This is a genomic window from Leifsonia sp. NPDC080035 (assembly GCF_040050925.1).
In the GTDB taxonomy this organism is placed as follows: Bacteria; Actinomycetota; Actinomycetes; order Actinomycetales; family Microbacteriaceae; genus Leifsonia.
Genome location: NZ_CP157390.1, coordinates 1,751,820 through 1,764,408, shown reverse-complemented (window position 1 = coordinate 1,764,408; position 12,589 = coordinate 1,751,820). Strand labels below are relative to the sequence as shown.

Genomic DNA, 12,589 nt, shown 5'->3' with positions numbered 1-12,589 from the left:
TCGGCGCCCTCAGTACCCCTCGTCCTCCGGCGGCTCCTCGACGGCGGGACGACGGCGGCCGGCGAGGGCCGTCAGGAAGAGCAGGGCGACCAGGGTGGCCAGACCGATCGTGATCAGCGGGCCGGCCATCATCCAGCCGAGCTGGGAGACGACGAGCGTGCCCACGTCCGAGCTGGGTGTCGCACCCGAGTACGAGAGCGACACGGAGAGGGAGTAGAGCACGATCCCGAGCACCACGAACCCGGCGGCGACGATCCACAGCGCCAGCATCAGCGGGTTGCGGCGCGGCGACAGGTCGAGCCGGTCGAGGATGCTCGTGCCCGGTGCCGTAGCCGACACGAACGCCTGAGGCACCTGCGCAGGCGCGGGCGCAGGCGCAGACACATCCTGCGCGAAGGATGCGGGGATGCTCTGCGGCGGGGGCACGATCGAGAGCGCCGCCGCCTCAACGGGTGCCGGCTGGGCGCCGGCGTCGCTCGCGCGTGCGGGGAACGGTCGCTGGTCCCGCCGCGGCTCGGGCGCGGACCCGGCGGCGGACGCGGACGCCGTGGCGGACGGCGTCGCCGCACGAAGCCGTGTCCGGGGCCGCTCCCCCGGCTGCGGCCGGTAGCCGCGCTGGAACGCGGGATCGTACCGCGGGTCGAAGCCGCGCGCGGAGTCCTGCTGCTCGTCGTCCACGATCATCCCGACCTCCCTGCTGCGCAGCTTACCCGCGGAAACCCCCGGGGACACCGGCGTCGTCGACCAGGGACGCCAGCCACTCGCGGGCCTCCGTGAACACCTCGTCGCGGTAGCGCTGGTCGAACTCGACGCGCAGCTTGTCGGCGCGCGGGTACGACCCCAGGAAGATCACCGACGGGCTGAAACGCCGGAGGCCGAGCAGCGCGTCGGCGACCCGCTCGTCGCGGATGTGCCCGTCGGCGTCCATCACGAAGCGGTACCGGCCGAGCGCGTCGCCGATGGGCCGCGACTCGATCAGGCTGAGGTTGATGCCGCGGGTGGAGAACTGCTCCAGGAGGTCGAGCAGCGAACCGGGGCGGTCGTCGGGGAGCTCGGCGATGAGGCTGGTCTTGTCGGCGCCCGTCGGCTCCGGGACGCTGCGGCTGGTGCTGACCAGCACGAACCGGGTGACCGCGTTCGGGTTGTCGCCGATGTTCTCGGCGAGCACGACGACGTCGTGGTGGTCGACGATCCCGGGCGGGGCGATCGCGGCGTCCGCGGTGCTGCCCTCGAACAGGGACGCCGCCGCGGCGACGTTGCTCGACGCCGGCAGGTGCCCGTGCGCGGGCAGGTTCGCATCCAGCCACTGGTGGCACTGCGCGTAGGCGACGGGATGCGCGTTGATCGTCCGCACGTCGGCGAGCGCCGTCCCCGGCCGCGCGACCAGCACGAAGTTCACCGGGACGAGGTACTCCCCCACGATCCGCAGGCCAGGGACGGTCGCCAGCGCATCCTGGGCGACCGAGACGCCGCCCTCGATGGAGTTCTCGATCGCGATCATCGCGGCGACGCTGCGGCCGGCGACCACGTCGGCGAGCGCCTCGCCCACGTTGTTCACGGCCCGCCAGCGCTTGCCGCGCGCCTCCGGCACCTGCGCGAGCGCCGCTTCGGTGAACGTGCCGGACGGTCCGAGGAAGCTGTAGACCTCGTCGACGGACGCGGGCAGCTCGGCGGACGGTTCGGCAGTGGCGGACATGGCGTTCAGCTTAGCGACGCGACGGGCGCCGCCCCTCGCTCCAGCCCCGCGGCCGTGGAAGCATAGGGGCCATGGACGAACGAGCAGGCACCCCCGCGCAGCCCTCCGATCTCATCGACGTCGACGCCCTGCGGCGCGCGTACTACGAGCTGAAGCCCGACGTGAGCATCCCGGAGCAGCGGGTCGTCTTCGGAACGTCCGGCCACCGCGGCAGCTCGCTGAACACCGCGTTCAACGAGGACCACATCGCCGCCACCACGCAGGCGATCGTCGAGTACCGGGCCTCGCAGGGCATCACCGGCCCGCTGTTCATCGGTGCGGACACCCATCTGCTCAGCGAGTTCGCCACCACCACCGCGCTCGCGGTCCTGGTCGGCAACGAGGTCCGTGTCCTCGTCGACGAGTTCGACGACTGGGTGCCGACCCCGGCCGTCTCGCACGCGATCATCGCCTACAACAAGGCCGGCCACGACGACCAGGCCGACGGCATCGTGGTCACGCCGAGCCACAACCCGCCCTCCGACGGCGGCTTCAAGTACAACCCGCCGCACGGCGGCCCCGCCGACACGGACGCGACGAGCTGGATCGCGAACCGTGCCAACGAGATCATCGCGAACGGGATGCGGGACGTGCGGATGGCGGAGCCGGCCGGCGTCGAGACCTACGACTTCCGCGGCAACTACGTGGCCGACCTCGAGAACATCATCGACGTGAAGGCGATCCGCGAGAGCGGCATCCGCATCGGCGCCGACCCGCTCGGCGGCGCGAGCGTCCACTACTGGCAGGCGATCGCCGACCGGTACGAGCTCGACCTGACGGTCGTCAACCCGGACGTCGATCCGGCCTGGGGCTTCATGACGCTGGACTGGGACGGCAAGATCCGGATGGACCCGTCCAGCCCGTCCGCGATGGCCTCCGTCGTCGCCCGCGCCGGCGAGTTCGACATCCTGACGGGTAACGACGCCGACGCCGACCGGCACGGCATCGTCACGCCCGATGGCGGCCTGATGAACCCGAATCACTACCTCGCCGTGGCGATCGACTACCTGTTCCGCACCCGCACCGGTTGGCGGCAGGATGCCGCGGTCGGCAAGACGCTGGTCTCCTCGTCGATCATCGACCGCGTGGCGGAGTCGCTCGGCCGTCGGCTCTGGGAGGTTCCGGTCGGCTTCAAATGGTTCGTGCCCGGCCTGATCGACGGGTCGGTGGGCTTCGGCGGCGAGGAGAGCGCCGGCGCCAGCTTCCTGCGCTTCGACGGCTCGGCGTGGACGACCGACAAGGACGGTATCCTGCTCGCCCTGCTCGCCAGCGAGATCCGCGCAGTGACGGGCAAGTCCCCCTCCCAGCTCTACCGGGAGCTGACCGAGCGCTTCGGCGACCCGGTCTACCAGCGGGTGGACGCGCCGGCGAGCCCGGAGCAGAAGTCCGCGCTGAGCAAGCTCGACGGCGACGCGATCGCCGCCACCGAGCTGGCGGGCGAGCCGATCACGGCCAAGCTGAGCAGGGCGCCCGGCAACGATGCTCCCCTCGGCGGCGTGAAGGTGCAGACCGAGAAGGCGTGGTTCGCCGCGCGCCCCAGCGGCACCGAGAACGTCTACAAGATCTACGCGGAGTCGTTCGCCGGCGAGGAGAATCTGCGCGAGGTCCAGGAGGAGGCCAAGCGGATCGTCGGGGAGGCGCTGGGCGGCTAGCGCGGCCCCGTCGCAATCGCTTCCGGAGTTGTTCACGCTCGCGCACGGCGTGTTGCGTGAAGAACTCCGGAACGGATGGCGACGCAGGCTGGGTAGGGCCAGCCTCTCAGCCGCGGCGCACGACGATCGCGAGCGCCTCGCTGAGGGGGTGCTCGGCGCAGGCGGCGCCGACGATGCGGGAGACCGCGCCGGCCGGTGTCGCCGAGCCGCGGACGATCGCCTCCGAGCGCCGCAGCCCGTGCTCGCCGCCGAGTGCGTCGAATGCGCCGTCGCTGAGGCAGAGCAGCGCATCCCCCGGCGCAAGCTGAGCGGTGCGGCTGACGCGCTCGGCGCTCTTGCCGAGCGGGAGGCCGCCCTCCAGACGTTCGAGGCCGCCCGCCTCGCGCACGATGAAGGCGAGACCGTGACCCGCATCCAGGTACTCGACGTCGCCGACGGACGACACGCGCGCGTGCAGCACCGTCGCCAGCAGCGAGAGGCGTCCGAGGTCCTCCTCGAGCGTCCGGGAGACCTCGGCGATCGCCCGCTCGATGCCCGCGTACGGCGTTGCGCTGCGGAGCGCAGCTCGCACCGTGGTGGCGACCACCGCGGCGGGCATCCCACCCCCGACCACATCGCCGACGGTCACGCAGAACCCGCCGTCTACGTCGTACCAGTCGTAGAAGTCGCCGGAGACCCGGGCCCCCGATTCGCACGCCGCCGCGACCTCGAAGCCCGTTGCAGCGGGCTTCCTGCGCGGCAGCAGCGCGGTCTGCACGAGGGTGACACCGCCGGCGTCGTCGTCCCTGACCAGCTCGGCCTGCACCCAGTCGGCGAGGTCCCGGAGCATCACGGCCTCCTCGTCGCTGAACTCGTGCGGCTCGGTGTCCAGCACGCACAGCGTCCCGACCGCCTCGCCGCCCGCCGCGTGCAGCGGCTCGCCCGCGTAGAAGCGGAGGTGGGGGTCGCCGACGACGAACGGGTTGTCCTGGAAGCGCTCGTCCGACCGCGCATCCGCGATCACGAGCGCGGAGTCCTGCCGCATCGTCACGTCGCAGAACGCGCTCTCGCGCGGCGCCTCCGTGGTGAGGCCGCGGTGCGACTTGCGCCACTGCCGGTCGCCGTCGATGAGGGTGATGCTGACCATCGGGACGCCGAACATCCGCTGGGCCAGCCGGGTCACCCTGTCGAAGCGGTCCTCCGGCGCCGTGTCGAGGATTCCGAGGGCGGAGAGGGCTTCCTGGCGGCGCTGCTCGGTGACCATGCCCCCACTGTACCGAGCCGTCTACCCGGAGGCGGGTGCGCGGCTCAGTGGTACTCGGTGCCGCCAGGGACGCCGAAGAACTCCTCGAGCGTCGTCACGCCCGTCGTGTGCAGCTGGGCGGCGAGCGGAACGCCGATGTAGCGGTAGTGCCACGGCTCGAACGTGAAGCCGGTGACCGGGACCTTGTCGGCCGGGTAGCGCAGCAGGAAGCCGAACCGCCACGCGTTGGCGGCGAGCCACGTGCCCTGCGGCGTGCCGGCGAAGCAGGCCGCGAGCGAGCAGTGGGCGGGGACCGCGCTGATGTCCACCGCGAGCCCGGTCTGGTGCTCGCTGTGGCCCGGACGGGCCGTGTCGGTGTCCGCATACGCCTGGCCGTTGGTGTGCACGTCGTCGTCGTAGACGCGCGTCTGCGACTCGAACGAGCGGTAGGCGCTCTGCACGGAGAAGCCGAGCCCGGCCTCCACCCTGCCCGCGTGGAACATCCTCACGAGCGCGTCCGCCACCTCGCGGCGCATCGGCTGCCGGTTCACGTACGTCACGTCCGGATAGTCGAGGTCGGCCGGCGCGTAGTCGAGCGGGGACAGCGCTCGCGCCTTGTTGACGACGACCCAGGTGCTCGCCGGATCGTCGATCGACTGGGCGGCCTTATCGAAGCCGACTGCGGTAGCCGTGGGCACCGTCGTCGGAGTCGGGCGCGGGAGCGGGAGCGGCTGCGGCGAGTTCGTCTCCGGCCTGTTCGTGGGACGCCGATGCGGTTCCGCGGCGGCGCCCCCTGACCCGGTCGCGCAACCGGTCAGGGCCAGCACGGCGAGCAGGACACCGCCGAGCGCGGCCGCACCCCATCGGCGAGCCGCGCGCCCCCGGATCCCGCCCCGGACCTCGCCCGCATTCACGGGTCGAGCATAACCGGCCGCGGCGGACGGCTACTTCGACAGGCTCCAGAAGTGGCCGATCGCTCCGGGGTGCTCCACCGTGATCGCGTTATCGAGGTCGCGGTAATCGGTGTCCTCGTTGTGGCCCACCATCTTGATCTTGATCTGGCCGTCGACCTTCTCGACCGCCGAGACGATCTGCACGTGGTCGAGCGAGTCGTTGTCGTTCCAGTCGAACATGACGATGTCGCCGACCTTGATCTTGTCGCGCTGGTCGAAGGAGTACTCGGTGAGGCCGAGCTGCGCGGCGTTGTCCCGGAAGTACTGGTCCATGGCGGGCACGTAGCCCCAGGCCGGGCTCCAGTCGGCGGCGGCGTCGTGGTTGTACCAGTCGTCGTTCATCTGCCAGCCGCGGGCGATCAGCGACTGGCTGACGAAGTTGGCGCAGTCGCCGCCGACCGGGTTCAGGTCGCCGTACTGCGCGGTGTTGTAGTCGTTCCAGTGCGCCATGGCGTAGGCGAGCTGCTTGTCGACCGCCGTCTGCACCTGGTAGTCGTACGTCTTCCCCGTCGAGATCGTCTTGCCGTTCGCGTCGGTGACCGCCACCGGAACGGCTCCCGTCTTGAAGCTCTGCGCGGCGGGCACGGTCGCGACGACCTTGTCCTTGCCTGCCTTCGTCACCGTGGCCGCCTGGCCGCCGATCGTGACGGTCTCCACCTTCTGCAGGTTCGTTCCGGTGATCGTGACGGTGCCGCCCGAGACGCTGCCGGTCGCGGGGTGGATGGCGGACACAGTGGTGCCCTGCGTCTTCGCGGCGGGCTCGGCGCCGGCCATCGCCTTGGTCACCGGGGAGGGCTCGCCCGCGCAGCCGGTGAACGCCAGCGCGGTGGCCGCGGCGGCAGCGGCGACGAGCAGGAGACGGCGGGGTTTCGTGTGAGAACTCATACGACCTTCGGAGGGGATTCGTAGCGGGCTCGGGTCGGGTCTCCTCCACGGTACGCCCGTCACCTATGCGCCACCTGGATGGGGGCCAGCGCGCCCGCTACTTCCGCGTGTTTCCGCGGTTCCGGCGGGCACGTTCGCCTCTGGCGAACGGGGTGCGGCCGGAGTAGTCTCGCGTTGCCGTAAGAGTCGCACTGGGTGTAACTTTGCACTCTCCGCAAAATTCGCAATGCCCTCCACATCGGTGTGACGTCCGCTGTCGGGCGTCCCCATCCGACTCTCGACCCGGAGACTCATGTCAAACGCAGCAGCGGCGACCGCCGCACCGAAACCGATCATGACGCATCGCCAGATCCTCCTGGTGATCTTCGGCCTGATGGCCGGCATGTTCCTCTCGGCCCTCGACCAGACCATCGTCGGTACCGCCATCCGGACCATCGGCGACGACCTGCACGGTCTGAGCCAGCAGGCCTGGGTCACGACCGCGTACCTCATCCTCTCGACGATCTCGACGCCCATCTACGGCAAGCTCTCCGACATCTTCGGACGCCGCCCGCTGTTCATCATCGCCATCGTCATCTTCATCATCGGCTCGGTGCTCGCCTCGTTCTCGACCTCGATGCTCGAGCTCGCGGCGTTCCGCGCGATCCAGGGCCTCGGCGCCGGTGGTCTGATGTCCATGCCGCTCGCCATCATGGGCGACATGCTCGCCCCGCGCGAGCGCGCCAAGTACCAGGGCTACTTCCTCGCCGTCTTCGGCATCTCCAGCCTCATCGGCCCGCTGATCGGCGGCCTGTTCGCGGGTGCGAGCGAGATCCTCTGGATCCCGGGCTGGCGCTGGGTCTTCCTCATCAACGTGCCGATCGGCATCGCCGCGCTCTTCATGGTCGTCCGCTTCCTGCACCTGCCGAAGCACGACCGCGGCGCCGCCCGCATCGACTGGTGGGGCGCCGCCGGCGTCATCGTGGCGCTCGTCCCGCTCCTCCTGGTCGCCGAGCAGGGCCGGGAATGGGGCTGGAGCAGCGCCGGGTCGATCGCCTGTTACGTGATCGGCGCGATCGGCATCATCGCCTTCATCCTCATCGAGATGGCGATGAAGGACGACGCGCTCATCCCGCTGAAGCTCTTCCGCTCCAGCACCTTCTCGATGGCGACCATCATCGGCGTTCTCGTCGGCTTCGGGATGTTCGGCGCGATGCTGACTCTGCCGCTTTACCTGCAGATCGTGCTCGGCGCGACCCCGACCGAGTCCGGCCTTCAGCTGCTCCCGATGATCCTCGGCCTGATGATCTCCTCCATCGTCTCCGGCCAGATCATCGCGCGCACCGGCCACTACCGGCAGTTCCCGATCATCGGCACGGCGATGCTCGCCGGCGGCTTCTTCTACCTGACGTTCCTGCGGTTCGGCGACTCGTACTGGTTCATCGCCGGCGCGATGCTGCTCATCGGCCTCGGCCTCGGCCAGCTGATGCAGACGCTGACGATCGCCAGCCAGAACTCGGTCGGCCTCCGCGACATGGGTGTGGCGACCAGCGCATCCACGTTCTTCCGTCAGATCGGTGGAACGCTCGGCACCGCCGTGCTGCTCTCGCTGCTGTTCACGGTGTTCCCGACGCACATCCAGACGGCGCTCACCGACAAGCCGACGCTCACCAACGCACTGGATGCTGCGCTGACCCCCTCGGTCGCCTCGGCTCCCGAGAACAAGCAGATCATGCACCAGGTCTACACGCCGATCACGAGCAAGGCGACGGAGGCGACCCAGCAGCAGCTGCAGAAGGCCGTCGACGGCGCGAAGTCGGCCGCAAGCGCCGCGGTCGCTGCCCAGGTCGCCGCCGGCGCCATCCCGCCGCAGGCTCAGGCCCAGGCGGAGGCGGCCGCCCAGCAGCAGGCCATCCAGGGCGCGACGGCCAAGATCCAGGCGCAGGCTCCCTACGCGAAGGTCGCCACCGACGGGACGGTGACGCTCGACTTCTCCGACGAGGCCGCCCGTTCCGCGTACGTGGACGCGCTGGTGCCGCGGCTGCAGACGGAGCTGAAGAAGTCGAACGGGTCGACCGACGCGTCGGCGACCAACGACACCTCGTTCCTGAACAACGCGGATCCGCGGCTCTCCAAGCCGTTCCTCGTCGCCTTCAACGACTCGGCGGTGCAGGTCTACTGGGTCGCGATGATCGTTGTGCTCGTCGCGTTCGTGCTCTCGCTGTTCTTCAAGACCCCGCCGCTGCGCGCCAAGTCCGCGCTGCAGGAGGCGGCGGACGCGAGGACGGAGGCCGCCGCGGCGGAGGCCGCTGCCGGCGAGCGCGAGCCCGTCCCCGCCGGCGCCGTCCGGTCGGAGGCCGCCCAGCGCGAGGACCTCGAGGAGACCGACCTCGGCATCATCGCCAGCCGCGTGGCGGGCGAGACCGGCGCGCTCATCGAGCCGGTCGTCGACACGGCCTCGGTCGCCGCGCAGCGACCGCGGCCCGCGACCGACTGATCAGTCGGCCCCGCCGGCGGAACGGCCGTCGCCCACCCGGGCGGCGGCCGTCGTCGCATCCCGGGCAGGCAGCCGCCGCAGCACGAGGGGTGCGACGACCCCGTGCAGCAGGATGCTGCCGACCACGGTCAGCACCGTCACTCCGAGCACGTCGCCGCTGTCGGCGTCCGGCAGATGGTTGAAGGCGAGCAGGCCGAAGACGATGGATGCCGTGCCGCGCGGGCCGATCAGGCCGATGTAGCCGCGCTCGCGCCAGGTCACCGGCGAGCCGAGCATGGACAGGTACACCGGAAGCGCCCGGAAGACGGTGAGCGCGAGCACGGCGATCACCAGCAGGCGCCAGTCGACGCCGTCCACGATCACGGCCGTGGTCATCCCGCCGAGGATGAACCAGACGAAGTTCGCGGCGACGGCGCTCGCCTCCTCCACGAGCAGCAGCTCGGCGTGGGGCACCGCGGGGAGGTCCGTGCGGCGGGTGCGTGCCACCCGGAACACGACGCCCGCGACGAACGCGGCCACGAACCCGTTGGCGCCGATCCCGTGCAGCGTGGCCAGGCCGAAGGCCAGCAGCGGGGTGAGCAGGGTGACGAACCGCACGCCGGTGGTGTCCGCCCAGCCGCGGCGCGAGGCCCAGCGGGTGAGCAGGCCGAACGCGCCGCCGAGCAGGATGCCGACGACGATCGCGACGACGGTCGCGGGCACCGCGCCGAAGAACGCGTCGATGAAGTCCTCGATGTTCTTCTCCAGCTGCTTCTGGTCCACGCCCGCCTCGCTGCCGGTGTCGGCGATGCGGATCAGCGTCGGCAGCGCGACGGCGATCGCGAGCGACATCCCGAACACCGGAGAGATGAGGCCGTCGTTGTAGCCGCTCTCGACGTTCAGGATGCGGCGCACCCGCGCGGGGACGCGGTCGGAGCGCAGCAGGGCGGTCGCCGGTGCGAAGTCGGTCGGCATCACGATGCAGGCGATCACGACGATCACGAAGATGCCGGTCTGCGGCAGCAGCCACGCCCCCGTCACCACGACGAGCGCGAGCGAGAGCGGAAGCGCGATGAGGACGAGCCGGGCGAGCGCGCGCCCCTCGCCCCCGAACAGCCCGCCGCGCACCTCGCATGCGTCGACGAAGAGCAGCACGGCCAGGATCAGCTCGACGACGTGCTGCGCGACGTCGCTGTCGATGGCCGCGGTGAAGCCGGGGACGTCGGCGGTGACCACGAGCGCGCCCAGGACCGCGAGCGCGGCCGGGCCGGCGATCCCGATCCGCTCGAACCGGTGCGCGACGAGCGACCAGAGCGCTACGGCGACGAAGCCGACGAGGATGATGACCGGCACGGACCCATCATGCCGCGCCTGTCCCCGTTCGGTACGTATGACCGTGCTCGAGATGGGCCGCTACGTACCGAACGGGCACCGTCGCGCGGTCAGAGCGCGGTGAGCAGGTCGACGGCGATGTTCCTGGCGTCGCGGAGCCGGGCGCGGTCGCCGCGGAGGCCGGAGCGGACCATCGCCCCCTCGACGAGCAGAGAGAGGTGGGTGGCGAGCCGGTCGGCGCGCGAGCGCTCGGTGAGCTCGCGCAGGCCGGCGGCGAGGATGCCTTCGACCTCCTCCTCGTGCCGGCGCACCACCTCGCGCGCCGCATCCCCGGCGGGCAGCTCCCCCGCCGCGTTCAGGAGCCCGCAGCCGCGGAACCCGTCCACGACGAGCGCCGCCTGGTCGGCGTAGGCGTCGAACACGGCGAGCACCCGCGTGATCGGGTCGGCGGCGCGGCGCGAGCGGCGCGCGTAGAGCGCCAGCCATTCGGTGTGACGGGCCTCGAGCACCGCCTCCACCAGGGCCGACTTCGAGGCGAAGTTGTTGTAGAGGCTCATCTTCGCGACCCCGGCCTCCGCCGTGACGGTGTCGATCCCAGTGGCCGCGATGCCGTCCGCGTAGAACCTCCGCGCGGCAGCGTCGAGGATGCGGCGACGGGCGGATCCCGTCCTCCGGCCGGTGTTCCGAGGCGTCTCCTGCATCTGCGCGGCCCTTCTTATCTAGGTAGGGCAGTCTATCTAAAATGAAGGCATATCCGATCACGATTCGGTCACGACGGCAACCTGTTCGGCGCGGAATCCCGCGCCTCTTCGCGGCGACGCCCGATTTGGCGTCGTTTCAACGATGAGAGCGCGACCACGGTTCGACTTGACAGCCCGCGGAGGACCGTTCTAGATTCCCTCACAACGTGTGAGAGCGCTCTCACGGTCGCGAACTGAGAGCGCTCTCACCGCTCATCAGACCCAGGCACACAACACCACGCACAAGGGAGTGATCCGTGAAGCTTTCACGTCGCACCAAGGTCGCTGCAGCCATCGCCGGCGCAGCCTCCTTCGCCCTCCTCGCCGCCGGTTGCTCGTCGAGCAACGGCGGCGGGAGCAGCTCGGACCCCGTCACGCTGACCGTCACGACGTTCGGCACCATGGGGTTCGACAAGCTCTACTCGCAGTACGAGAAGGAGCACCCGAACATCAAGATCAAGGCGACCAACATCGACACCGGTGACAACGCCCTGACCGACTGGCAGACGAAGGAGGCGGCCGGAAGCGGCCTCCCCGACGTGCAGGCCGTCGAGGAGGGCTGGCTCTCCAAGGTCATGCAGGTCTCCGACCAGTTCAACGACCTGAAGGACTACGGCGCCAACGACATCAAGGACCGCTGGGTCGACTGGAAGCTGAAGCAGGCCACCGACAAGAGCGGCCGCATCATCGGCTACGGCACTGACATCGGACCGGAGGGTCTCTGCTACAACGGCAAGCTCTTCGCCGCGGCCGGCCTGCCGAGCGACCGCGAGTCCGTCGCCAAGCTCTTCGGCGGCGACAACGCCACGTGGGACGACTTCTTCACGGTCGGCGAGCAGTACCACGCGAAGACCGGCAAGGCCTGGTACGACCAGTCCGGCTTCATCTGGAACTCGATGGTGAACCAGCAGCCCGAGGGCTACTACACCAAGGACGGCAAGCTCAACGTCAAGGACAACGCCGACCTGAAGGCGCTCTGGAGCAAGCTCGCCGCCGGCGCCGCTGCCGGTCTCTCCTCCAACCAGACCCAGTGGGACTGGGGCAAGGGCAAGGCGTTCACCGACGGCTCGTTCGCGACCTTCGTCTGCCCCGGCTGGATGCTCGGCGTGGTGCAGGGCCAGGTCAAGGCCGGCGGCGGCGACGCCACCACCGGCTGGGACTTCGCCAACGTCTTCCCGGGTGGTGCTGCGAACTGGGGTGGATCGTTCCTGACCGTCCCGAAGCAGTCCAAGCACCCGAAGGAGGCCGCTGCGCTCGCTGCGTGGCTGACCACCGCGAAGTCGCAGGTGCAGACCTTCCAGGCCGCGGGCACCTTCCCGTCCGTCACCGAGGCCCAGAGCGACCCGGGCGTGACCGGCGCGAACGACCTGACGAAGTTCTTCAACAACGCGCCGATCGGTGAGATCCTCGCCAAGCGCGCGCAGGGCGTCGTCGCCCAGTACAAGGGCCCGGACGACTCGGTCATCCAGTCGCAGGTCTTCGGACCGTCCGTGCAGCAGCTCGACTCCAAGAAGGCGAACGGCGACCAGGCCTGGGCCAACGCCATGAAGCTGCTCGACCAGCTGGTCGTCAACAAGTAACACCTCACCATCGGCCGCCGAGCACAGGGAACCTG

The 12,589-nt window shown here is 70.2% G+C and carries 10 protein-coding genes; 3 read left to right on the top strand and 7 right to left on the bottom strand.

The window, feature by feature from the left end:
- Nucleotides 1-9 precede the first annotated feature (9 nt).
- Together AAME72_RS08645 and pheA are read right to left on the bottom strand one after the other, a co-directional pair.
- Nucleotides 10-684: a hypothetical protein gene (locus AAME72_RS08645; protein ID WP_348789834.1), complete on the bottom strand. Its 675-nt coding sequence runs from the start codon at nt 682-684 to the stop codon at nt 10-12.
- A 22-nt stretch (nt 685-706) separates the two neighbouring features.
- Complete coding sequence (gene pheA / locus AAME72_RS08640) at nt 707-1,696, bottom strand: prephenate dehydratase (protein WP_348789833.1); 990 nt, start codon at nt 1,694-1,696, stop codon at nt 707-709.
- 71 nt (nt 1,697-1,767) lie between these two features.
- Here pheA and pgm point away from each other — a divergent pair, with 71 nt between their 5' ends.
- Nucleotides 1,768-3,387 (top strand): phosphoglucomutase (alpha-D-glucose-1,6-bisphosphate-dependent), encoded by a 1,620-nt coding sequence (gene pgm, locus AAME72_RS08635; protein WP_348789832.1) that lies wholly within the window; start codon nt 1,768-1,770, stop codon nt 3,385-3,387.
- Between the two features lie 106 nt (nt 3,388-3,493).
- Here pgm and AAME72_RS08630 read toward each other — a convergent pair whose 3' ends face one another.
- From AAME72_RS08630 to AAME72_RS08620, 3 genes are read right to left on the bottom strand one after another with little or no spacing between them, the layout of a single operon-like run.
- The gene (locus tag AAME72_RS08630) at nt 3,494-4,630 is read right to left on the bottom strand and encodes a SpoIIE family protein phosphatase (protein WP_348789831.1); all 1,137 of its coding nucleotides are present in this window, start codon (nt 4,628-4,630) and stop codon (nt 3,494-3,496) included.
- A gap of 44 nt (nt 4,631-4,674) precedes the next feature.
- Nucleotides 4,675-5,523 carry a M15 family metallopeptidase gene (locus AAME72_RS08625; RefSeq protein ID WP_348789830.1) on the bottom strand — a complete coding sequence of 283 codons (849 nt, stop codon included), beginning with the start codon at nt 5,521-5,523 and terminating at the stop codon, nt 4,675-4,677.
- Nucleotides 5,524-5,553: 30 nt separating this feature from the next.
- Nucleotides 5,554-6,447, bottom strand: coding sequence for a DUF1287 domain-containing protein (locus AAME72_RS08620; protein WP_348789829.1), 894 nt, complete (start codon nt 6,445-6,447; stop codon nt 5,554-5,556).
- A 292-nt stretch (nt 6,448-6,739) separates the two neighbouring features.
- On the opposite strand from AAME72_RS08620, the gene AAME72_RS08615 reads away from it, so the two are divergent.
- A complete protein-coding gene (locus AAME72_RS08615; protein WP_348789828.1) occupies nt 6,740-8,923 on the top strand; it encodes an MDR family MFS transporter in 2,184 nt (727 codons plus the stop codon).
- Here AAME72_RS08615 and AAME72_RS08610 read toward each other — a convergent pair whose 3' ends face one another.
- Both AAME72_RS08610 and AAME72_RS08605 read right to left on the bottom strand, forming a co-directional pair.
- A complete protein-coding gene (locus AAME72_RS08610) occupies nt 8,924-10,255 on the bottom strand; it encodes a cation:proton antiporter (RefSeq protein ID WP_348789827.1) in 1,332 nt (443 codons plus the stop codon).
- 89 nt (nt 10,256-10,344) lie between these two features.
- Complete coding sequence (locus tag AAME72_RS08605) at nt 10,345-10,935, bottom strand: TetR/AcrR family transcriptional regulator (protein ID WP_348789826.1); 591 nt, start codon at nt 10,933-10,935, stop codon at nt 10,345-10,347.
- A gap of 296 nt (nt 10,936-11,231) precedes the next feature.
- Here AAME72_RS08605 and AAME72_RS08600 point away from each other — a divergent pair, with 296 nt between their 5' ends.
- Nucleotides 11,232-12,554: an ABC transporter substrate-binding protein gene (locus AAME72_RS08600; RefSeq protein ID WP_348789825.1), complete on the top strand. Its 1,323-nt coding sequence runs from the start codon at nt 11,232-11,234 to the stop codon at nt 12,552-12,554.
- The last annotated feature ends 35 nt before the right edge of the window (nt 12,555-12,589 follow it).

What these genes read in the sequence shown, in the direction of transcription:
- pgm (WP_348789832.1), top strand. Translation starts at nt 1,768, where the DNA reads ATGGACGAACGAGCAGGCACCCCCGCGCAGCCCTCCGATCTCATCGAC.
- AAME72_RS08630 (WP_348789831.1), bottom strand. Translation starts at nt 4,630, where the DNA reads ATGGTCACCGAGCAGCGCCGCCAGGAAGCCCTCTCCGCCCTCGGAATC.
- AAME72_RS08605 (WP_348789826.1), bottom strand. Translation starts at nt 10,935, where the DNA reads ATGCAGGAGACGCCTCGGAACACCGGCCGGAGGACGGGATCCGCCCGT.
- AAME72_RS08645 (WP_348789834.1), bottom strand. Translation starts at nt 684, where the DNA reads ATGATCGTGGACGACGAGCAGCAGGACTCCGCGCGCGGCTTCGACCCG.
- AAME72_RS08615 (WP_348789828.1), top strand. Translation starts at nt 6,740, where the DNA reads ATGTCAAACGCAGCAGCGGCGACCGCCGCACCGAAACCGATCATGACG.
- AAME72_RS08620 (WP_348789829.1), bottom strand. Translation starts at nt 6,447, where the DNA reads ATGAGTTCTCACACGAAACCCCGCCGTCTCCTGCTCGTCGCCGCTGCC.
- pheA (WP_348789833.1), bottom strand. Translation starts at nt 1,696, where the DNA reads ATGTCCGCCACTGCCGAACCGTCCGCCGAGCTGCCCGCGTCCGTCGAC.